Annotated in this window: 19 protein-coding genes and 1 pseudogene; 6 read left to right on the top strand and 14 right to left on the bottom strand. The window is 72.1% G+C overall.

Annotated features, from left to right (window positions below):
• Positions 1-198: 198 nt before the first annotated feature.
• The 3 genes from Vau01_RS46245 to Vau01_RS46235 all read right to left on the bottom strand — a co-directional run bounded on the left by Vau01_RS46245 (position 199) and on the right by Vau01_RS46235 (position 3,684).
• Positions 199-2,628 carry a sodium-translocating pyrophosphatase gene (locus tag Vau01_RS46245; protein WP_204006890.1) on the bottom strand — a complete coding sequence of 810 codons (2,430 nt, stop codon included), beginning with the start codon at positions 2,626-2,628 and terminating at the stop codon, positions 199-201.
• Between the two features lie 203 nt (positions 2,629-2,831).
• Entirely contained in the window at positions 2,832-3,317 is a 486-nt protein-coding gene (locus tag Vau01_RS46240) for an ATP-binding protein (RefSeq protein ID WP_204006888.1), read from the bottom strand.
• Positions 3,318-3,321: 4 nt separating this feature from the next.
• Positions 3,322-3,684: an STAS domain-containing protein gene (locus tag Vau01_RS46235; RefSeq protein ID WP_204006886.1), complete on the bottom strand. Its 363-nt coding sequence runs from the start codon at positions 3,682-3,684 to the stop codon at positions 3,322-3,324.
• Between the two features lie 149 nt (positions 3,685-3,833).
• Between Vau01_RS46235 and sftH the strand changes: the two genes are divergently transcribed.
• Complete coding sequence (gene sftH / locus Vau01_RS46230) at positions 3,834-6,287, top strand: DEAD/DEAH box helicase (RefSeq protein WP_373320413.1); 2,454 nt, start codon at positions 3,834-3,836, stop codon at positions 6,285-6,287.
• A 66-nt stretch (positions 6,288-6,353) separates the two neighbouring features.
• Here the strand turns inward: sftH and Vau01_RS64835 are convergent.
• The 7 genes and pseudogenes from Vau01_RS64835 to ssd all read right to left on the bottom strand — a co-directional run.
• Positions 6,354-6,767: pseudogene (locus tag Vau01_RS64835) on the bottom strand (Rv3654c family TadE-like protein); the annotation flags it as partial.
• Positions 6,764-7,243 (bottom strand): TadE family type IV pilus minor pilin, encoded by a 480-nt coding sequence (locus Vau01_RS63930; RefSeq protein WP_239152405.1) that lies wholly within the window; start codon positions 7,241-7,243, stop codon positions 6,764-6,766. The pseudogene Vau01_RS64835 and the gene Vau01_RS63930, both read right to left, overlap by 4 nt.
• Positions 7,240-7,425: a DUF4244 domain-containing protein gene (locus Vau01_RS46215; RefSeq protein ID WP_204006882.1), complete on the bottom strand. Its 186-nt coding sequence runs from the start codon at positions 7,423-7,425 to the stop codon at positions 7,240-7,242. Before Vau01_RS46215 ends, Vau01_RS63930 begins: the two co-directional genes overlap by 4 nt.
• A gap of 65 nt (positions 7,426-7,490) precedes the next feature.
• Complete coding sequence (locus Vau01_RS46210; RefSeq protein WP_239152403.1) at positions 7,491-8,084, bottom strand: type II secretion system F family protein; 594 nt, start codon at positions 8,082-8,084, stop codon at positions 7,491-7,493.
• Positions 8,081-8,809 carry a type II secretion system F family protein gene (locus Vau01_RS46205; protein WP_204006880.1) on the bottom strand — a complete coding sequence of 243 codons (729 nt, stop codon included), beginning with the start codon at positions 8,807-8,809 and terminating at the stop codon, positions 8,081-8,083. Before Vau01_RS46205 ends, Vau01_RS46210 begins: the two co-directional genes overlap by 4 nt.
• Entirely contained in the window at positions 8,806-9,972 is a 1,167-nt protein-coding gene (locus tag Vau01_RS46200) for a TadA family conjugal transfer-associated ATPase (protein WP_204006878.1), read from the bottom strand. The genes Vau01_RS46205 and Vau01_RS46200 overlap by 4 nt, the downstream gene beginning before the upstream one ends.
• Positions 9,973-10,006: 34 nt before the next feature.
• The gene (gene ssd / locus Vau01_RS46195) at positions 10,007-11,095 is read right to left on the bottom strand and encodes a septum site-determining protein Ssd (protein WP_204006876.1); all 1,089 of its coding nucleotides are present in this window, start codon (positions 11,093-11,095) and stop codon (positions 10,007-10,009) included.
• Between the two features lie 202 nt (positions 11,096-11,297).
• Between ssd and Vau01_RS46190 the strand changes: the two genes are divergently transcribed.
• The 3 genes from Vau01_RS46190 to Vau01_RS46180 all read left to right on the top strand — a co-directional run bounded on the left by Vau01_RS46190 (position 11,298) and on the right by Vau01_RS46180 (position 14,211).
• Entirely contained in the window at positions 11,298-11,915 is a 618-nt protein-coding gene (locus tag Vau01_RS46190) for a winged helix-turn-helix domain-containing protein (protein WP_204006874.1), read from the top strand.
• Entirely contained in the window at positions 11,912-13,255 is a 1,344-nt protein-coding gene (locus Vau01_RS46185; RefSeq protein WP_204006873.1) for an MFS transporter, read from the top strand. The genes Vau01_RS46190 and Vau01_RS46185 overlap by 4 nt, the downstream gene beginning before the upstream one ends.
• A gap of 140 nt (positions 13,256-13,395) precedes the next feature.
• On the top strand, positions 13,396-14,211 hold the full coding sequence (locus Vau01_RS46180) for an HAD family hydrolase (protein WP_204006871.1): 816 nt from the start codon (positions 13,396-13,398) through the stop codon (positions 14,209-14,211).
• 255 nt (positions 14,212-14,466) lie between these two features.
• Here the strand turns inward: Vau01_RS46180 and Vau01_RS46175 are convergent, their stop codons facing one another.
• Positions 14,467-15,189, bottom strand: coding sequence for a Fic family protein (locus Vau01_RS46175; RefSeq protein WP_204006870.1), 723 nt, complete (start codon positions 15,187-15,189; stop codon positions 14,467-14,469).
• A gap of 141 nt (positions 15,190-15,330) precedes the next feature.
• On the opposite strand from Vau01_RS46175, the gene acs reads away from it, so the two are divergent.
• Positions 15,331-17,307, top strand: coding sequence for an acetate--CoA ligase (acs, locus tag Vau01_RS46170; RefSeq protein ID WP_204006868.1), 1,977 nt, complete (start codon positions 15,331-15,333; stop codon positions 17,305-17,307).
• On the opposite strand, the gene Vau01_RS46165 is transcribed toward acs, so the two are convergent.
• Positions 17,308-18,228: an alpha/beta fold hydrolase gene (locus Vau01_RS46165; RefSeq protein ID WP_204006866.1), complete on the bottom strand. Its 921-nt coding sequence runs from the start codon at positions 18,226-18,228 to the stop codon at positions 17,308-17,310.
• Positions 18,229-18,288: 60 nt separating this feature from the next.
• Between Vau01_RS46165 and Vau01_RS46160 the strand changes: the two genes are divergently transcribed.
• On the top strand, positions 18,289-19,365 hold the full coding sequence (locus Vau01_RS46160) for a C45 family autoproteolytic acyltransferase/hydrolase (RefSeq protein ID WP_204006864.1): 1,077 nt from the start codon (positions 18,289-18,291) through the stop codon (positions 19,363-19,365).
• On the opposite strand, the gene Vau01_RS46155 is transcribed toward Vau01_RS46160, so the two are convergent.
• Entirely contained in the window at positions 19,345-19,707 is a 363-nt protein-coding gene (locus Vau01_RS46155) for a UCP033725 family protein (RefSeq protein WP_204006862.1), read from the bottom strand. The genes Vau01_RS46160 and Vau01_RS46155 overlap by 21 nt on opposite strands.
• Positions 19,704-21,053: an SseB family protein gene (locus tag Vau01_RS46150; protein WP_204006861.1), complete on the bottom strand. Its 1,350-nt coding sequence runs from the start codon at positions 21,051-21,053 to the stop codon at positions 19,704-19,706. Before Vau01_RS46150 ends, Vau01_RS46155 begins: the two co-directional genes overlap by 4 nt.
• Between the last annotated feature and the right edge of the window lie 833 nt (positions 21,054-21,886).

Below are 21,886 nucleotides of genomic sequence, written 5' to 3'. Positions count from 1 at the left end.
TCGCCATGCTGATCCCACCCCTCCCGACCCCCATCGATCCCCCGATCCCGCTCCTCGGGGCCGCTCTCCGCCGCCGCTCCCCGCCGCCGCTCCCCGCCGCGGCTCCCCGCCGCCGCTCCCCGGGGGCCGTTCCCGGGGCCGGGATGGCGATGGCCCCCGGCGATCGTCGCCGGGGGCCATCTTTAGTTGCTCGCGTGGTCAGGCGCCTACGCGGGTCTGCGCCTCCGGCTGCGGCTGTGGCTCAGAGCCACCACCGCCACCATCGCCGCCACCGCCGTCGCCGGCGTCGACCGAGATCGGCTTCCGCTTGCTCCAGTAGACGGCGCCGGCCACGATCAGGGCCGCCCCCACCGCGATGGAGATCCGGACGGCCGGGTTGGCGTCCTTGCCGAACTGCAGCACGATCGCCGGTGCGATCAGCAGCGAGACAAGGTTCATCACCTTGAGCAGCGGGTTGATCGCCGGACCGGCGGTGTCCTTGAACGGGTCACCGATGGTGTCGCCGATGACCGTCGCCTCGTGCGCCGGCGAACCCTTGCCGCCGTACTTGCCGTCTTCGACCATCTTCTTCGCGTTGTCCCAGGCACCACCGGAGTTGGCCAGGAACACCGCCATCAGCGTGCCGGCACCGATCGCACCGGCGAGGTAGCTGGCCAGCGCGCCGACGCCGAGGCCGAAGCCCACCGCGATCGGCGCCATGATCGCCAGCAGACCGGGGGTGAGCAGCTCACGCTGCGCGTCCCGGGTGCAGATGTCGACGACCTTGCCGTACTCGGGCCGCTGGGTGTAGTCCATGATGCCGGGCAGTTCGCGGAACTGGCGACGGACCTCGACCACGACCGCGCCGGCCGACCGGGACACCGCGTTGATCGCGAGGCCCGAGAACAGGAAGACGACGGCCGCACCGAGCAGCAGGCCCACGAGGTTCCGCGGGTCGGCGATGTTCAGCAGGTTCGACGTCTCCTCGAAGATTCGCGCGGCCAGTCCGTCGGCCGGCGTCCCCTCGTCGGTGAACCGCTCGGCGAGCGCCGTCTCCAGGTTCGTCGTGTACGAGCCGAACAGCGCGGTCGCGGCGAGCACCGCCGTCGCGATCGCGATGCCCTTGGTGATCGCCTTGGTCGTGTTGCCCACCGCGTCGAGGTCGGTCAGGGTGCGGGCGCCCCGCTCGTCGATGTCGCCCGACATCTCCGCGATGCCCTGCGCGTTGTCGCTGATCGGGCCGAACGTGTCCATCGCGACGACGACGCCGATCGTGGTGAGCAGACCGGTACCGGCCAGCGCCACCGCGAACAGCGACAGGATGATCGAACCGCCACCGAGCAGGTAGGCGCCGTACACGCCGGCACCGATGACGATCGCCGAGTACACCGCCGACTCCAGGCCGACGCTGATGCCGGCGAGCACCACGGTGGCCGGCCCGGTGAGCGACGTCTTGCCGATGTCCTGCACCGGACGCCGCTCGGTCTCGGTGAAGTAGCCGGTCAGGGCCTGGATCACGGCGGCCAGCACGATGCCGATGACCACCGCGATGATCGCGAAGGCCTGCGGGTTCAGCGGGAGCGTCTCGGTCGCGTCGAGCTTGAGCGTGGTACGCCAGTCGTCACCGACCAGCGCCGCCCAGTCCGACTTCAGGTACGCCAGCGCGGCACCGCTGACCGCCACGGCGGAGATGAAGGCCGAGATGTAGAAGGCCCGGTTGATCGCGGTGAGGCCGTTCTTGTCGCTCTTGCGCAGCCGCGTGATGAACACACCGACAATTGCCGTGAGCACACCGATCGTCGGCACGATGAGCGGGAAGACCAGCCCTTCCTCGCCGAATGCCACCCGGCCCAGGATCAGGGCCGCGACCAGCGTCACCGCGTACGACTCGAACAGGTCCGCGGCCATGCCGGCGCAGTCACCCACGTTGTCACCGACGTTGTCGGCGATCGTGGCGGCGTTGCGCGGGTCGTCTTCGGGGATACCCTGCTCGACCTTGCCGACGAGGTCGGCGCCCACGTCGGCGGCCTTGGTGAAGATGCCGCCGCCGACCCGCATGAACATCGCGAGCAGCGCGGCGCCGAAGCCGAAGCCTTCGAGGACCGTGGGGGCGTCGCCCTTGTAGATCAGCACCACCGACGCCGCACCGAGCAGGCCGAGGCCGACGGTCATGAAGCCGACGACACCACCGGTGCGGAACGCGATCTGCATCGCCTTCTCGCGCCCGCCGTCCTCGCGGGCCGCGGCGGCGACCCGCAGGTTGGCGCGGGTGGCCAGCGCCATGCCCGCACCACCGATGATCGCCGAGAACACGGCGCCGACCACGAAGAAGGCCGATCTACCGATCTTGACCATCGTCTCGTTGTCACCGGCATCGGACACCGGGAGCAGGAACAGCAGTACGACCGCGATAACGACGAAGATTCCGAGCGTCTTGAACTGACGCACCAGGTAGGCGGAAGCACCCTCCTGTACGGCAGCCGCGATCTCCTGCATCTTGTTGGTTCCCCGACCGGCGGCGAGGACGGCTTTGGTGAGCGCAGCCGCGAAACCCAGTGCCACAAGCGCGATGACGGCCGCGATTACGACGTAGGTCACATTACTTCCGGTCAGGGATAGCTCGCCGCCAGCGGCGATTTCCCGGGACATCCGTTGTCCTCCTGTACCGACACATCACAGCCGCGCAGGCCTGCGCCGGCGGCGGCCACTCTTCTGAGTTGGAAGCACACCGCGACTACCAGGGCTGACGCGATGCGTAACCCGGGTACTTTAGCGAACCGGCGTGTCGCTACTCACACCGGGAACGGGCAGCACTCCTGACCAACCCGACCCAGCCGAACCGCGCGTGACCCCTACCGGTCTCCGACGCGGCCCATCTTCTGCAGCGGCCAGGACATGCGGACCTCCGTGCCCTCCCCGTCGGACACCGGCGCCACCGCGATGTCGTCGACGAGACCGGCGAGCAGAGCCAGGCCCATGCGCTCGGCGAGGTCCTCCTCGGTCAGGGACTCGGGCGAGACGGTCAGCGGCACGACGGGTTCGACCAGGAACAGGCCGGGCTCCGACGGCGAGCCCACCAGCGCCGAGCCGTTGCTGGCCCGGTCGACGACCTCGACCGTGAAGCGTTCGCCGTCTCGCAGCGACACCTCCACCAGGTCGCTGACGCCGTGCGACCGGTGCAGCGCCACCGCTCGTGAGCACGCCTCACCGGTGGCCAGACGGATCTCCTCGAGGAACTCCTCGGAGACGCCGGCGCGCCGCGCCACCGCGACAGCGACGAGCCGGGCGGTGCGCACGTGCGCCGGCGCAGGCGAGAACGACAGCCGTACAGTGGCCATCGGGTTAGGCGGTCTGATCCGGGTCCGCACCCGTTGCGGCGGTGGCCGCCTCGACCGTGTCGTACAGCGCGAACACGCGGTCGAGTGCGGTGATGCGGAAGATCTTCAGCAACCTCTCGTGGGCGCAGACGAGCCCGAGGGTGCCGTTGACGGCACGGAGCCGCTTCAGCGCGCCCACGAGCACGCCGAGGCCGGTGGAGTCGAGAAACTCGACCCGGCTCAGATCGACGACCACATGACGCGCGCCACCTTCGACCAGCTCGATGAGCCGTTCCCGGAGTCGCGGCGCGGTGTAGACGTCGACCTCGCCGCCGACCTCCAGCACCGTGTGCTCGCCGACGGTGTGGGTCGACAGCGACAGTTCCATACGACCTCCCTCAGCAACTACGTGGCCCGGCATGGGTTCCAGGCATACAGCCCGCAACGTTCCCGGAACCACAGTTATCTAACCACCGACATCCGAACCCGGCGACGGAGAGCCCGCCAACGGGGTTCCGGCCGGGGACGTCGGTCGGCGTGGCGGCGTGGTGCGCCGTGGCCACGGATGCCAGAGTGCACTGTGTGACCACTGTGGCACGGGCTCGCTCGCTGACGATCCCCCCGGTGCCCGCGGACACCCGAGTCCTCCATACGCGCCTCCTCCAGGGCCGTGACGCCACGTGCCTGACCCACCTCGAACTGTTGCCGCCCCGTCCCGGCGTCACCGCCGACTGGCCGGGGTGGACCCCGCCCGCGTTGCGCTCGGCATTCGTCGACCAGGGCATCCGGATGCCGTGGCGGCACCAGGTGGCCGCCGCCGACCACGCGCACGCCGGCCGGCACGTGGTGATCGCGACCGGCACGGCGTCGGGCAAGTCGTTGGCGTACCAGTTGCCGGTGCTCGGCGCGCTGCTCGACGACCCGCGCGCCACCGCGCTCTACCTCGCACCGACAAAGGCCCTGGCCGCCGACCAGCTCCGCGCCGTCGACGCGCTCGGGCTCACCGGTGTGCGCGCGGCCTGCTACGACGGCGACACGCCGCGCGAGGAGCGCGACTGGGCACGCCAGCACAGCCGGTTCGTGCTGACCAACCCCGACATGGTCGGACGCGGCATCCTCCCCCGCCACGAGTCCTGGTCGGCGTTCCTGCGGCGGCTCCGGTACGTGGTGGTCGACGAGTGCCACGCCTACCGCGGCGTCTTCGGTTCGCACGTGGCGCACGTTCTGCGCCGCCTGCGTCGGGTGGCCGCCCGCTACGGCCGGCAGCCGGTGTTCGTGCTGGCCTCGGCCACCGCCGGCGAACCGGGGACGACCGCTGGCCGGTTGATCGGCGCCGACGTGCACGAGGTCACCGAGGACGCGTCGCCGCGTGGCGGGCTCGCGTTCGCGCTGTGGGAACCGCCCCTCCTCTCTCTCGGCCATGCTCAAGAACCCGAGGACGAGCCCGCGCCCGGCGTCCCTCGGGTCCGGCGGTCCGCGGCCCGTGAAGCGGCCGACCTGCTGGCCGACGCGGTCGCCGGTGGCATCCGCACGTTGACGTTCGTCCGCTCGCGCCAGGGCACCGAGACTGTCGCGGCCCTCGCCCGCGAAGCGCTGGCGCAGGTGGACGACGAACTCGCCGACCGGGTGGCCGCCTACCGCGGCGGTTACCTGCCCGAGGAGCGCCGCGACCTCGAACGCCGGCTGCTCGACGGCTCGCTGCTCGGCCTCGCCACGACCAACGCGCTCGAACTCGGCATCGACCTCACCGGCCTCGACGCCGTGATCATGACCGGCTACCCGGGCCGCCTCGCGTCGATGTGGCAGCAGGCGGGCCGCGCCGGCCGCCGCGGTCGGGACGCGGTGTGCGTCCTGGTGGCCCGCGACGACCCGCTCGACACCTACCTGGTGCACCACCCGGAGGCGCTGTTCGGGCGTCCGGTGGAGGCCTGCGTGCTCGACCCCGCCAACCCGCACGTCCTCGGCCCGCACCTGGCGGCCGCCGCCGCCGAACTTCCGCTCAAGCCCGCCGATCTCGCCCTCTTCGGCGGCGCGCCGGCCGAGGCGGCACTCGCCGACCTCACCGCCGCTGGGGTCGTCCGCCGCCGCCCGACCGGCTGGTACTGGACCGGTGACGCCCGTCCCGACGTCGACCTGCGCGGCGCCGGTGGCACCCCGGTGACCGTGGTCGAGTCGGACACCGGTCGCCTGCTCGGCACCGTCGACGCGGGTTCCGCGCACTTCCTCGTGCACCCCGGAGCCGTGTACGTCCACCAGGGCGCCAGCTACGTCGTCGACGGCCTCGACCTGGCCGACGCCGTCGCCCTGGTGCACGCCGAGAACCCGCCCTGGACCACCCACCCACGCGACTCCTCGGCGCTGTCGGTCGAGTCGGTGCGCTCGTACGTCGACGCCGGACCGGTCGGCCTGTTCCTCGGCGAGGTCGAGGTGACCGCCCAGATCACCGGCTACCAGCGGCGGCGGCGACCGTCCGGCGAGGTGATCGACACCCGTCCGCTCGACCTGCCCAGCCGCCGGCTGCGCACCGTGGCGGTGTGGTGGACCGTGTCGGCACAGGCCCTCGACCGCGCCGCGATCGACCCCGGCGACGTGCCCGGCGCCCTGCACGCCGCCGAGCACGCGGCGATCGGTCTCCTCCCGCTGGTGGCCACCTGCGACCGGTGGGACATCGGCGGGATCTCCACCGCCATGCACCCGGACACCGGCGCGGCCACCGTCTTCGTCTACGACGGCCACCCCGGCGGTGCGGGCTTCGCCGAGCGCGCCTTCCACGCCGCCGGCGACTGGCTGCGGGCCACCCGCGAGGTGATCGCCACCTGCGGCTGCGCGACCGGGTGCCCGTCGTGCGTGCAGTCGCCCAAGTGCGGCAACGGAAACAGCCCCCTGGCCAAGGACGGTGCGGTGGGCGTCCTCGACTCGGTCCTCGAAGCCCTCGAATCCGCCGGCGGCCCGACCACGGCCGAACGCACCGCCCCCGCCGGCGGCGGCTGATCCGATCGGGCCGGCGCGCGCCGAAGCCCGTGCCGTCCCGATCCGCGGGACCTCGACCTCGGCGGTCACGATCAGGTCGAGGCCCACGACCCGGCACCCACCCAACCGCGCGCCGTTGGCCACCACGAACTCGGCGGCCCGATCGCACGCCGCCGCCTCGCCGTGCACCACCAGGACAGCACCGGCGAGTGCCCCGAGATCCGCCGCCGCCTGCGCCCGGTGCCGGGCCACCAGCGCCGACCCGACCGTGGCCGCACCCAGCCCGAGCAGCACGATCGCCAGCCCCACGCCCAGCACCCAGATCGACGCGGACCCGCGGTCGGCGGGGCCCTGCTGTCGGCGCTCGCTCCGCTCACGCGAGCCCCGCGGTCCGAGGAGGCGCCGCCTTCCCTCGTCGCTCCGCTCGCCCCACTCCTCAGCCCAGGCGACGCCGGCCGCGGGGCCGCCCGCCGCGACGGGCGGCCCCTGACGCTCGATCACGGTTGACCCGGTTCGACCGCCGCGGTCGACGTCGCCCCGACCGTGAACGTCGCCCCGAGCAGTTGGACCGGCGCCGACACGGTCGCCCGGGCCTGTTCACCGGCCACGGCCACCGACACCGACGCCCCGTCCGGTGCCGTCCGCCTGGCCGCGGCCTCGCCGCTGTCACCGCGTGCGGCGCCGAGCGCGCCCTCCCGGGCCGCCGACACGCACTGGAGCTTGACGGCGACCGCCTTCACCGCGAGCACGCCGACGATCAACAGCACCATCAGCGCCGGCAACGCGACGGCCAGTTCCGCCGTGGTCGACCCCCGGTCCCGCCGCCGGGGCGGCCGGCCGGCATGCGGTCGCGGGTTCGGCGGACGCCGCCAGTCACCCGGACGCGCGTCGACCCGCCCGGAGAGCACCGCGCCGACGCACGCGCTGGACCGTCCGTCGGGATCGGTGAGATCCAGCTCCTCGGCCTCGCCCGTCATGCGAGCGCCCGTTGGATCACGCCGTTGAGCGCCGCCTGGACCGGATCCGAGGACAACACCTTGAGCAGCACACCGGCGAACGTCACGGCGGCCAACGTGCCCACGGCGTACTCCGCCGAGTTCATGCCACCGTCCCCTCGCAGCCGGGACCTGATCCGGGCGCCCAGTTTCCGTACCAGCATGTGATGAGTTCCCCCTTGTGTTGGTGGATGAGCGGCCGCTCATCCGGTACCGGACGAGCGGTTGCTCATCCGAGGACGCCGTCGAGGACGGCGATGACGACCGGCACCACGCCGGCCAGCAGAAACGCGGGCAGAAAGCACATCCCGAGCGGCAGGACGACGAGCACACCGGCCCGTCTCGCCGCCGCGTCGGCCTCCGCCGCACGAGCGGCCCGCAACTCGTCGGCCAACCTGGACAGGGCCCTGGCGAGGGCACTGCCGCTGTCGGCGCTGCGCACAGCGGCCCGCGCCATCCGCTCGCCGCCCGGCAGGTCGGCGATGTGCGCCCAGGCCTGCGCGGGCGGGTCACCGAGCCGCAGCGCCCGGCCCACCCGCGCCAGGCGTTCACCGACCGGGCCCGCGACGGCCGTGCCGACGACACCGGCCGCCTGCCCGGGTGGCGCCCCGGCCCGAAGCGCGGCCGCGAGCAGGTCGGCCGCGTCGGGCAGCCCGGCCGCCGCCCGACGCAGCGCGGTCGCGGCCCGCGCGGCCGCAACCCGTGGCAGCGCCCACCACAGGACGCCCACCAGCACGGCACCGGCCGCGACGCCCGCACGACCGCCGAGCACCACCCCGGCCATGACGCCGCACGCGAGCGCCAGCAGGCGCCGCCGCTTCACGCGTCCACCTTGGACAGTCGCTCCGTCCACACCAGGCCGCCGACCTGCAGGACGCACGCGGCCGCCACGCACGCCACTCCGACCGCCGAGTGGAACAACGGCCGCAGCGGGTCTGCGCCGATGCCGTAGCCGACCGCCACCCCGGCGGCCGGAAGCATCGTCAGCAGCACGGCCGTCGCACGCGTACCGGACCGGTGCGCGGCCGCCGACTGCCGCAGCCGGTTCGACTGCCGCAGGTACCCCTCGACCCCGTCGAGCACGTCGGCGAGCGGCGCGCCGGTGCGCTCACTGACCTCGCAGGCGGCCAGCACCGACGCGCGCTCGGCCGGCGTGGCGGCGAGCACCGCACCGGCGGCCTCGACCACCACCACGGGCGCCGCTCCCGCCCGTAGTTCCGCCGCCATCTCGGTGACCGTGTCGAGGGTCGCCGAGACCGCCCTGGCGTGGCGGTCGGCCCGTCGGCGCCGCAGTTCCAGGCCGGCCGCACCGCCGCCGTAGACGGCCGCCACCGCGCCCGCCACGAGTCCGCTCGCGGTGCCCGCGCCCGCCGCGGCAACCACCGCCACACCGGCGATCACCGCCCACGGGCGCCGCCCGATGGCCTCCGCGAAAGATCTACCGGACCACGACCGCCGCTCGGCGTGCGCGGCCCGCGGGCCCGTCCGGACCGGCCGGACGGCGGCGGCGAGACGTCGCCCGGGCCGCCGGCCCCTGCGGCCCCTCACGACGCCTGCCAGGCGGCGCCGCAGAGCCCGGCGAGTGCCTCCGCCCCCGGGCCGTAGCCGCGTTCCCGGTGCCAGGCGGGCACGGCCCGCACCAGCCGGTCGGGACCGTCGGGCAGCAGCATGCAGATCTCGTCGACCACCCGCTGCCCGCCGATCCGCCGCAGGTGCACCACCACCTGCAGCGCCGCGGCGACCTGGGCGTGCAACGCGGCACGCGGAACGCCGTCGAGCAGGCCGAGCGCCTCGAGCCGGGCCGGCACGTCGGCCGGCGTGTTCGCGTGCAGGGTGGCGGCACCGCCCTCGTGACCGGTGTTGAGCGCACCGAGCAGGTCGACCACCTCGGACCCGCGGCACTCGCCGACCACCAGCCGGTCGGGCCGCATCCGCAGCGCCTGCCGCACCAGGTCGCGCAGTGTCACCCCGCCCGCGCCCTCGACGTTCGAGGTACGGGCCTGAAGCGTGACGACGTGCGGATGCGCCGGACGCAGTTCGGCGGCGTCCTCCACCAGGACCATCCGCTCGTTCTGCGGCACCAGCGAGAGCAGGGCCGACAACAACGTGGTCTTGCCGGTGCCCGTTCCGCCGGTGATCAGGAACGCGATCCGGCCGGCCACGATCGTGCTCAGCAGGCGCGCGCCCATCGGCGACACCGAGCCGGCGTCGACCAGTTCGGCCAGGGTGAACACCCGCCGGCGGAAGGCCCGCAGCGACAGGTATGGCCCGGCGACGGCGACCGGTGGCAGCACCGCGTGCAGCCGCGTCCCGTCCGGCAGCGGAACGTCGGCGTACGGACAGCCGTCGTCGAGCCGGCGCCCCGCCGTCGCGGCGAGCCGCTGCGCCAGCCGACGGACGTCGTCGGGACGGCCGACGTCGACACCGGCCCGCTCCAACCCGCCTCCCCGGTCGACCCAGACCTCGGCGCCGTTGACGAGCACGTCGCTGACCTCCTCCTCGGCCAGCAACGGGGCGAGCGGACCGGCACCGCCCAACTCGTCGGTGATCCGGCCGACCAGCCGGGCGAACGTCGCCTGCCCGAGCACGGAGCCACCCGGCTCGGCCTGCACCGTCGCCGCGACCCGCGCGGCCGTGGGAGCACCGCCCGTCTCGACCAGCCGCCGCCGGACCCGATCGGCGAACCTGGCCACCTCCGGAGTCGCGGTCATGCCGGGTCCCCACTTCGTGCGCACAAGTGCTCGGTCATGCGGCCACCGTCCGGGGCTTCAGGTCCAGCACGTCGACCAGGCGCGTACAGAGCTCGGCCAGCGGACCCGCACCATTGGCCGCCGGCGGCTCACCCCGTTCCAGGCCACGGGCAATCGCCGGCTCCGAGCGCAACGTGCCGACCAGCGGCAGGCCGAGCGCCCGGGAGATCTCGCGCGGCGAGAGCTTGCCCGGCGCCGGTTTGCGGACCACCAACGACATCGACCCGGTGTGGCGCAGCGCCTCGGTGGCGACCCGCGCCGCGGCGGCGCAGGCCCGCAACTCGGCCGGCACCACCAGCAGCGTGTGATCGGTGACCGAGAGGGCAGCCAACGACGCGTCGTCGAACCGCCGCGACAGGTCGACCACCGTGAGGTCCCAGCCGCGCCGGCCGGTGGCGAGCGCCGCCAGCATCGCGTCGAGCGGCAGCGTCGGGCCGTCTTCCCGATCGTTCGAGAGGACCGCGAGGGCACCCTCGCCGGGCAACGCGTCGGCCAGTGCCGGGACGCCCACCGCACCGGCCGTGTGAGCGAGGTCGGGCCAGCGCAGCCCGGCTACGCCCTCCCAGCCGAACACGAGGTCGAGCCCGCCGCCGAACGGGTCGCCGTCGACGATGAGCGCCCGCCGGCCCAGCCGGACGGCCGTGACCGCGAGCCCGCACGCGAGCACGGTGGCACCCGCCCCACCGCGACCGCCGAGCACCGCCACCATCGCGCCGATGGACTCGGGGCCGACCGACGCCGACAGCCGGCCGGCGAGCCACTGCGCGCCCTCGGGCAGCAGCGCGATGTGCTCGGCGCCGAGCCGTTCGGCGAGGTGCCACGGCGGTTCGCCCTCGTCGGGCTGGACACCGACCAGGACCACCCCGGGGCGCCGCGGCAGCCGCGCACGGGCACAGGCCTCGGCCAGGTCGACGCCGACCAGCACGAGGGACGCGGACCCGTAGCGGTCGCGGGCCGCGGTTGGATCGGGCGCCACCTCGACGTCGGCACCGCTTTCACCCGCGAGGCTCAGCACCTCGTCGAGCAGAAGCGGGTCGTCGGTGACGAGCAGCGGACGGGATATGGCGAGTGCTTCGGCTGACATGGCCGACACTCCACCGCCCGGGTCCGACGGCCGGCGCCGAAATTCGGCCCGCCTGTGGACAGCGAGGGTGCTTGTGGACAACGAAGCTCGACGCATGTCGATCAATCGATGAAGCGGATCCTGAAAGACTCTTTCGGAATCCACGCGGACGGCGTACGGTCGGATCCGAAAGGGTCTTTCAGATTCCGATGAGGAGGCCGCCGTGGCCGCAGACGACGAGACTCGCCGCACCGTCGGCACGCCCGACGAGCTCGCCGCGCTCGCCCATCCGCTGCGTCTTGACCTGCTGAACCACCTCATGTCCAGCGGTCCGGCAACCGCCTCGCAGTGCGCCCGCGCGATCGGCGACACGCCCTCGAACTGCAGCTACCACCTGCGCTACCTGGCCCGCCACGGCCTGGTGGAACCGGCGCTTGACCCGGCCAGCGAGCCAGAACCGGTCGAGGAACCGAAGGAACAAAAGGAAGCACAGGAGACCGGGCAGCGCGACAACCGCGAGCGGCCCTGGCGCGCGACCATCACCGGTTTCTCGTTCGGCTCCGGCCCACAGACCAAGACCCTCGCGGCGATCACGCTGCAACGCGACCACCGGCTCGCCCGCGACTACCTGGGCCGCGTCGACCACATCGACGAGGCCTGGCGGGAGGCCGGCGGCCTGGCGACCTACACGCTCCGCATGACGTCCACCGAGCTGGCCGAGCTGTACCAGCGGCTCGACGCGCTGATCCGCCCGTTCATCGCCGCCACCCGCGGCGCGGTCGACGGCGCCGAGCTCGTGCACCTCGGTCTCAACGCGTTTCCCCTGGAGCGTGAGCGATGACGGCGCTGCGGATCCGCGACTACCGCAACCTCCTCACGGCGGGCCTGATCTCCGAGACCGGCGACTGGCTGCTCCTGGTCGCCCTGCCGATCCTGGTGTACGAGATCACCGGTTCCACGCTCGGAACGGCGCTCGCATTCCTGGTGGAACTGGCGCCGCCGATCCTGCTGGGCACGTTCGCCGGCCGATTGGCCGACCGGTGGAACCGCCGGCGCGCGCTGATCTGGTTGTCGGTCGCGCAGGCGGCCACGCTGCTTCCGCTGTTCGCCGCCGGCGGGCGGCTGTGGGTGGTCTACGCGGTGATCGCCGTCCAGGCCGGGCTCGCCGCGTTCACCGAGCCCACGCGCAACGCGCTGGTGCCGGCCGTCACCCCGCGCGAGCACCTGGTCGGCGCGAACTCGCTGCTGTCGCTCTCCAACAACGTCGGGCGCCTGGTGGGCGGGTCGCTCGGCGGGTTCCTGCTGGTGCTGGGTGACCTGCCGGCGATCGTGATCGTCGACGCGGTCAGCTTCGGCCTCGCGGCGGTGCTGTACGCGCGGATCGGTTCGGGCCGGCGCGAGGCGGTGGCACCACAGCCCGACCCGGCCGGTGAGGGCGGCGCCTACGACCACCGCCGGGTCCGGGCCGGGTTGATCGTCGCCGGCCTGTCCGCCGCCGCTCAGGGCATGTTCGTCGTGCTGTTCGTCCCGTTCGTGTACCGGGTGCTGCAGGGCGGTGCCGACGAGGCCGGCCTGTTACGCGGCGTCCAGGCGATCGGTGCGATCGCGGCCGGCCTGGCACTGGGCCTGCTCGCCCGTCGCTGCCGCGCCGGGCTGCTGGTGGCCGGGGGCATGGGTGCGTTCGGGGTCCTCGACCTGCTGATCTGGAACGGGTCCCTGTTCACCACCGCGCAGCCGCTCTACATCGCGCTGTTCGTCGCGATCGGGGCGCCGGGAGTTGTGGCGATAACCGGCCTGTTCAGCGTGCTGCAGGAGGCCGGCCAGGGCCGGGTGGGGCGGGTGTTCGGCGCGGTCACCACGGTGATGGCGGCCGGCCAGGCGATCGGGATGATCGCGGCGGGCCTGCTCGGCGACCGGGTCGACCTGGTGATGCTGCTGAACGTCCAGGCCGGGTTGTACCTGCTGGCGGCGGTGGCGGCGGCCGGCCTCGCCAGGAGGAGAACCGAGATGAAGGCCAATAGCACACCCGCGCAACTGGCCCTATCGAGAAGACGACCCCCGTCGGGGGAGACGGGGGTCGCCGATGAGTCCGGCTCCGGGGGGTTTGAGCCGAACCCACTCGGCGGTAGCGGGGGGATGCAACCGCCGAGCGTCAATCAGGGCAACACCGTCAAGACGTGAGTCGGTGTCGCATACGTAAGCATGCACGAGCAACATGGCGCACGTCGAGTAGGCCGGTCTTAACACGCGGTTCAGATTTGATCAGCAACCCGATAGGTGTGTACCCGAAACATTGCACCGGTACGGATAGACTCCCCGCCGTGGGCGGGAGTGCCGCATTCTTCGACCTTGACAAAACGGTCATCGCCAAGTCGAGCGCCCTGGCGTTCGGGCGACCGTTCTATCGCGACGGGCTGATCAACCGCCGCGACGTCATCATGGGTGCCTACGGCAAGCTCCTGCAGCGCATGGGCGGCAGCGACGAGCAGGGCATGGCCCGCACCCGTGACTACCTGGCCGAACTGTGCAAGGGGTGGCGGGTCGAGCAGGTCGACCAGATCGTCCGCGAAACGCTCGACGAGCTGATCAACCCGTACGTCTACGCCGAGGCTGCCGCGCTGATCGGTGAGCATCGGGCCGCCGGGCGCGACGTCGTGCTGGTGTCCGGCTCCGGCGACGTGATGGTCAAGCCGATCGGTGAGGTGCTCGGGATCACCGATGTCATCGCGTCCCGCATGGTGGTACACGACGGCTGCTACACGGGCGACATCGACTTCTACGCGGCGGGCGAGAACAAGGTCACCGAGATCCAGAAACTTGCCGCGGAGCGCGGGTACAACCTCGACGAGTCGTTCGCGTACTCAGACTCGATCACCGACGTGCCGATGCTGTCGTGCGTCGGCCGGCCGACGGCGGTGAATCCCGACCGGGCGCTACGCCGCGTGGCCGCCGAGCGCGGCTGGCCCGTCCTGGAGTTCCGTCACCCGGTGCCGCTGTCGCGCCGGTGGCGCGAGCGTCCCGCGGTACCGGTCACGGCGGCCGTTCTGGTCGCGGCCGCGGGCCTGGCCACCGGCCTCATCCTGTGGGGACGCGCCCGAAAGAACAGAAAACGCGAACTCGAACTCGCGGCCACCTGAGCCCCAAATCAAGATCAACCTGGGTGGTTTCACCGGCTCGGGCCATTGCCTACCAGCGAGTACGGGCGTACCAAGAGAGATGCGGGCCTAACCGCCCGTCACGGCCTCCGGGTACCCACGAGCGAACAGCCGCGTTAGGCACGCTCCAGCTGACCGCCACAACGGTCTACTGGTTGCGAACCCAAGTGCACGCCTGGTAACCCGGTAGGACGTGGTCGACGGCGCCCCTCGATCGGGCGCCGTCTCCATGTGGAGTTAAGAAATCTCGTCGCAGATCGTCGACAGCACACCCGCGGCCACCTGAACCGCCTCGGCGCAGTGCTTGATCCACGAACGCAGCCCGTCCGGCGTCCCGGTTGCGAAGGCGCCCGCCGCACCCAGGTACTCCGGCTCCCGGTCATGATGTCCCGCGTCCATCGGAAGAAGCCCGCGCGGGTCGAACCCGGCGGCGATCAACGTGAGCCGCCCCGCGCCCCGCGCGACCACCCCGTTGGGACCCTCGAACGCCCGCAGCGCGAGCAGTTCCCCATGGACCACCGCCGACCGCAACAGGGCCGGCGTCGACGAGTTGAGCACCGAACCCAACGCAAGCAGCCGGGCCGCACCACCGTGCGGCGCGGGCCGGCCGAGATCGGCCACCACTCCGCGGGCCGCCAGGATGTGCAGCCGGGTGAGCACCTGTGGCGGCGCCTTCAACCAGCGCGGCGCCAGCGACGGAATCTCCGCCGACACCCGCACCGCGCCCTGCAGCACGGGGTCGGTCACGGTTCCGGCGCGCACGCCCGAAATGTCCCAGGAAGAGCCCTCAAGCGCCGCGCTGGCAACCGCGTTGCGCAGCGTTACCTCGGCAGCGACCCGGGCCGATCCCCGGCGCAGCGCCCGATGCGCGAACGCCGCGTCGGCCGCGGCCCGGGCCGACTCGATCGCGTCCGACACGTCGGCCAGCTCGAGCAGCGGGGCGAGCGCGTCGCGAATCATCGAGCAATCGTCTCACTACAGCGCGCGGCGGCGTCCGCTGGGCGCAGGGTGGCGGGCGCGGCTCGCTCTCTCCGCAGGCCAGGATTAGGTTATTGGACGCAAGAGACCCGCCGAATCTCACGCCGATTGAGGAGCCGCCGTATGGCTGACACCCTTGCCAACCTGCTCAGCGAAACACGGCAGTTCCCGCCACCGGCCGAGCTGGCCGCGAACGCGAACGTCAAGGCCGAGGCGTACGAGCACGCGGAAGCGGACCGCCTCGCGTTCTGGGCCGAGCAGGCGAAGCGGCTGCACTGGACCCAGGAGTGGTCAGAGGTACTCGATTGGTCGAACCCGCCCTTCGCGAAGTGGTTCGTGGGCGGCCAGCTCAACGTCGCCTACAACTGCGTCGACCGGCACGTCGAGGCCGGCCGCGGCAGCAAGGTCGCCATCTACTGGGAGGGCGAGCCCGGCGACACCCGCGAGATCACGTACGCCGACCTGCAGCAGCTGGTCAACCAGGCCGCGAACGCGCTGACCGCCCTCGGCGTCACCGCCGGTGACCGGGTCGCGATCTACCTCCCGATGATCCCGGAGGCCGTGGTTTCGATGCTGGCCTGCGCCCGGCTCGGCGCCACCCACAGCGTCGTGTTCGGCGGGTTCAGCGTCGAGGCGCTGTCGGGACGCATCGACGACGCGAACGCCAAGGTCGTGATCACCGCCGACGGCGGCTACCGGCGGGGCAAGCCGAGCGCGCTCAAGCCGACGGTCGACGAGGCGGCCGAGCGCTGCGCGAGCGTCGAGAAGGTGCTCGTGGTGCGGCGCACCGGCGAAGACGTCGCCTGGACCGAGGGCCGCGACGTCTGGTGGCACGAGACGGTCGAGAAGGCCGACACCGCGCACACCGCGCAGTCGTTCGACGCCGAGAACCCGCTGTTCATCCTGTACACCAGCGGCACGACGGCGAAGCCGAAGGGCATCCTGCACACCAGCGGTGGTTACCTCACCCAGGCGAGCTGGACGTACAACGCCGTCTTCGACCTCAAGCCCGACACCGACATCTACTGGTGCACCGCCGACATCGGCTGGGTCACCGGGCACAGCTACATCGTCTACGGGCCGCTGTCGAACGGCGCCACGCAGGTCATCTACGAGGGGACGCCCGACACGCCGCACCGCGGCCGGTTCTGGGAGATCGTCAACAAGTACAAGGTGACGCTGCTCTACACCGCACCCACGGCGATCCGCACGTTCATGAAGTGGGGCGACGACATCCCGGCGAAGTTCGACCTGTCGTCGCTGCGGCTCATCGGCAGCGTCGGCGAGCCGATCAACCCCGAGGCGTGGATCTGGTACCGGGAACACATCGGCGGCGGCCGCACCCCCGTCGTCGACACCTGGTGGCAGACGGAGACCGGCGCGATCATGATCTCGCCGCTCCCCGGCGTGACGAACGCGAAGCCCGGCTCGGCGATGACCCCGCTGCCCGGCATCTCCGCCGACGTGGTCGACGACGAGGCCCGGTCGGTGCCCGCCGGCGGCGGTGGCTTCCTGGTGCTCCGCGACCCGTGGCCGAGCATGCTCCGCACGATCTGGGGCGACGACCAGCGGTTCATCGACACGTACTGGTCCCGGTTCGGCGCCGGGTCGGGCAACGGCGAGGACTGGATCTACTTCGCCGGCGACGGCGCCAAGCGCGACGAGGACGGCAACCTGTGGCTGCTCGGCCGCGTCGACGATGTGATGCTCGTCTCTGGCCACAACATCTCCACGACGGAGGTGGAGTCGGCGCTGGTGAGCCACCCGAAGGTCGCCGAGGCGGCGGTCGTCGGCGCCACCGATCCCACGACCACCCAGGCCGTGGTCGCGTTCGTCATCCTGCGTGGCGATGTGAAGGACGGCGACGAACTCGCTCAGGAACTGCGCAACCACGTGGCGAAGACCATCGGCCCGATCGCCAAGCCGCGACAGATCATGGTCGTGCAGGAACTCCCGAAGACCAGGTCCGGCAAGATCATGCGCCGCCTCCTGCGCGACGTGGCCGAGAACCGGTCCCTGGGCGACGTGACCACCCTGCAGGACTCGTCCGTCATGGACCTGATCTCCGAGGGCATGAAGACCGGAAAGTCCGAAGACTAGTTACTCCTTGGCCCAACGAAGGATCTCGCCGGTTACCAGGTCGGCCGCTTCCCGGTGCGGGAAGTGGCCGACGCCGTCGAGCAGCCGCCACTCGTAGTCGGCCAGCACCCACCGGCCCGACCCCAACGCCGTCCGGGGCAGAATCGCCGTGTCGGCCGACCCGTGCAGCTGCAGCGTCGGGCTGATGATCGGCTGCTGCATCTGCTTGACGTACCGGTACCCCTGTAGCCGAAGCACCGACCGCACCGCCCAGCGGTACGCCTCCAGCGCGCAGAACGCCGTCTGCTGGATGCGGAACGCCTCCCGGCAGCGGGCCTCGTAGTCCGCGAAATCCGCGGTATCCCGCCAGGAGGGACCCACCCACTTCCGCAGGTAGGCACCGATGGCCGCCGCGTCGTCGCGGGTCAACGCGTGCTCCATCCGCGGAACCTGGAACCGCAGCATCGGCAGCGACGCGGCGAGCTGCCCCCGCGGGTCCGCCAAAAGCCCCGCCCGGAGCCGCAGCGGATGCGCGGCGCTCAACACGACCAGGCGCCGGACCAGTTTCGGGTGGAAACACGCCGTCGACCAGGCGACCATGCCGCCGTAGCCGGCGCCGACCAGCACCGCCCGCCGCTCGCCCAGCGCCCGGATCAACCCGGCGGCGTCGCCGGCCATGGTGTAGCCGTCGTAGCCGCGCGGCGGCTTGTCGCTGGCTCCGTAACCGCGCAGGTCGACGGCCACCGCCCGGAAGCCGGCGTCGGCCACCGCGGCGAGCTGACGCTCCCAGGCGAACCAGGCCTCGGGGAATCCGTGCAGGAACAGCACCAGCGGACCGGTGCCAGCCTCGACGACGTGGAACCGGGTGCCGTTCGCGCTGACGAACCGGTGCGTCCACGGCCCGTCGACGAGCACGGCCGAGTCGTCCACGGCACGCTTCATGCAGCCCAGCCTAGAGGTATGCGGTGGCGCCCTTTCGCCCCTGCGCCTAGCGTCGGTGCCATGGCGACCCTCCCGCTGCCCCTCGTCTCCGTCTCCGGACCCCCGGCCGATTGCGGCGCCGCCTACGGCACGGCCGCCGCCGACCTCGTCGCCGCGAACAACGAGACCTACCTGGCCAGGTTCCGACTCCGGGCCGGGCTCGGCCGCAGCGAGGTGCGCGCCTGGGGCACCGAGTTCCGCACCACCACGCGGGAGCACCACCCGCGGATCGCCGCGATGCTCGACGGCGTGGCCGAGGGTTCCGGGGTCGCCGTCGAGGAGATCTACGCGCTGAACGGTCGCACGGAACTGCTCTACGGTTCGGCGCTCCGGGAGTGCACCGCCCTCGGGCTGATCGGCGACGGCACGGTGATCGGCCAGAACTGGGACTGGCACCCCGACCAGCGGCCCTACTCCATCCTGCTGGCCACCACCGACGAGAACGGGTTCTCCGTGGCGACGCTCGCCGAGGCGGGCATGCTGGGCAAGGCGGGGCTGAACTCGGCCGGCGTCGGGGTGTGCGTCAACATGCTCGGGTGCGACCGCGACGGCATCCGCGGCGGCGTCCCGTACCACGTCATCCTCCGGGCGGCACTGGAGTCGTCCGACCTCACCATCGCGCTGAGACGCGTGTGCTCGAGCCCGCGCAGCGCGTCCATCAATCTTTTGATCGGCCAGGCCCACGACGGGCCCGGCGGCGGCGAAATCATCGACGTGGAGCTGGTGCCCGGCGACGTCGGCTTCCTGCACCCCGACGAGCAGGGCCGCATCGCGCACGCGAACCATCTGGAGACCGGTGTCGCCGTGCGCGACTACCTGAAGGACCTGGGCAGCTCGTCGTTCTTCCGGGCCGCCCGCGCCCGGCGGCTGCTCGCCGGCGGCATGTCGATGGTCGACATCTTCGCCGACCACGCCGGGTTCCCGAACGCGATCTGCCGGCACGTCGACGACCGCGACGTCCACGACGACAAGTCCGAAACGATCTTCTCGGTGATCCTGGACCTCGACGACCAGCGCCTCGGCATCGCCGAAGGTCCGCCCTGCGGCTCGACGTACGAGTGGGTCACCCTGAAGGAGCTATGCGCGGAACTCTCGTAGCTCCGCCACCTCGGCCGCCGGCGCCCACCCCTGGTAGACGCCGAACTCGAACTCCTCCAGCCCGAGTTGGCGCGCCACCGGCGCCAGCCCGCCCGTGTACTCGACCCGCAACCACCCCTCGTGCTCGGCCAGCACGATGAACGGCTGCCCGCGCCACAGGCACCCGGTGCGGATGTACTCGAGCTTGACGTCGGTGCCGGGAACGATCCGCCGGTACCGCCCGTCGCGGATCTCCTCGAAGCCGTCGGCCGGGTCTCCCCGGTACAGCCGCACGTCGTTGCCGTCGGGGCTGGCCTCGTACTCGTCGCCCTGCCACTTGGCGACGTACCCGTCGCGGATCACGACTCGCCCGACCCGATCCGACGCCACCGCGTGCCGTCGGCATCGAACAACGCGACCAGCGTCTCGATGCCGTCGCTGTTCAACCGCCAGAGCTGCGCGCCGTGCGGCAGCCGCGTGCTGTCCATCTTGAACTCCGACACCACGTCGCCGGTCTCGCTGGGCGCGAACCCGTTGCCCCGGAACGGCGCCCGCTCGATCATCCAGCCCTGCATGGCGTTCAGCGCCTCTTCGGTCTGCCCGCCGTACGGGATGCGGTACAGGCTGAGCAGGTGCGCGGGCCACCGCAGCACGTAGACCTCGGCATCGTCGAGCCCGAACGGCGAATCCTTGTACACCAGCCCGAGCGCCCGGTAGAGATCGGCGGGCTTGCTGAGGTGCGACAACTCGCCGGCCCGGTGCACGAACCCGCACACCCGGTCGTAGCCGCGCTCGAGGTACATCGACACCTGCGCGGCGGCAATCGTCCGCTGCATGAGCATCGGCTGATCCGACCCGGCCGGCGCCGGCGCCGCCTTCTTCTCCGGGATCAGCTGCGTCTGCGCGCTGGCCTCCTCGGCATCGGCCACCGCCACCAACGCATCGGCGTCAATCAATCCGAATTCCGCCGCCGACCGGGCCAACCCGCGAACCTCGCTACCACCGAGCAGCCGACCCATCGGCGTACCCGGATTCAGCGCGAACCCGATCTCCTCGGTGGGCCACTTTGCAATTACCGTGGTGAACCGCACCGGTTCGGGCTCCGGCAAGGTCGCTTCGTAATGCGCGGTCATCCGCTGCATCGATGTGAAAGCCACCAGGTACCGGTTACCCTTGATCTCTTCGGTCGGCCAGTGCGCCGGATCTGCCGAATACCCCTGGATCAGCACCTTGGCCAGCAGCAACGTCGAGAGCATCTGGTTTGAGGTATTGCTGCGCGTCGCTTCGAGCAACTCTTCCTCGGTGGTATTCGCCGGCGGGAAGTCGGCATAATTCCAGACCACCGGCTCCGGTTCGGGCTCGGGCGCGCGCGCCGGTTCCGGGTCCACGTCCAGGTCCGCTTCAATGGGAGACGGCGTGAGAGTTTCGCCGGGCGACGTCTCATCCTCGTCGAGTTCCGCCGGAACGCCCGGCACTTTGGGATCCCAAATGCCGCGCGCCGTGCCCGTGGGCGCTTCTTCCGCAGTCTCGTCGGGCGTGATAACCACAAACCCGCCCGATTGCGCCTGAAGGGCCGCCAACCGAGCACCGAGCCCGAGCCCCATGGCAGGTTCAGCGTCGAGCGCCGGCCCGGTCCGGGTCGCCGGCCAAGCGTCCGGATCGACGTCCCCACTGTCGGCCGGTGCGGATCCCTGCTCCTCTGCGCCCACAGACGGGTCCGCAAACGCCGGATCCCGCCGGACCGGCTGGAATGCCGGCGGCGGAGGCCGCTCGGCCGAGACGGTCGCCGCTTCCCCGTCGAAGGCCCGAGGCGCCACCTCCGGCCCAACCTCCGCCGGGCGCTGCGCCGCCCGCAAGCCGGGCTCGTACCCCGCCGGCCGCTCGGCCACGGACCCCGGGTCAGACCGGAAGGCCCCCAAAGCACTGGGTTCCGCCCCGAACCCCTCCGGTGACCCGTGCCCGGCTCCAACCGTCGCCGGCCCCTGCGCCGCCCAGTCTTGATCCGGTCGCCCTTGATCCGGTCGCCCCGGATCCGCCCAGCCCTGATCCGGTTGCGCCTGATCCGCCCAGCCCTGATCCGGCATGCTGGGCCGAACCGGACCCGGCGCCGGAACAAACGGAGCCGCCTGCTCCCGCTCGTCCCCAAAGCCCCGCGCGAACGCCGCGGACCGCCCCGGGTCAGTGTCGATCATCCCCGGATCCGGCCCGGACGACCGCCCAAGCTCCGCCCCGAAGGCCGGCTCCCGACCGTGATCCGGTTCGGGCGCAAACGCCGCCGGTCGCGCCTGATCGGGCGCAAACGCCGCCGGTCGCGCCTGATCGGGCGCGAAGCCGCCGGCCGAACCGTGACCTTGATCCGGCGAGTACGGCGCACCCGGCCACCCGTGATCCGGCGCCGGCCCTCCCGGCCCAGACCGTCCCGGCTCAGGCGGGAACGGACCAGGCCGCGCGTACTCCTGCTCGTGCGGAACGCCTCCCGGCCGCGCGTACTCCGGTTCCTGTGAAACGCCGCCCGGCCGCGCATACTCCGGCTCCTGCGGCG

The organism is Virgisporangium aurantiacum (genome assembly GCF_016863635.1).
Taxonomy (GTDB): domain Bacteria; phylum Actinomycetota; class Actinomycetes; order Mycobacteriales; family Micromonosporaceae; genus Virgisporangium; species Virgisporangium aurantiacum.
The sequence above is the reverse complement of the archived record's forward strand: the minus strand, read 5'-3'. Positions and strand labels throughout refer to the sequence as shown.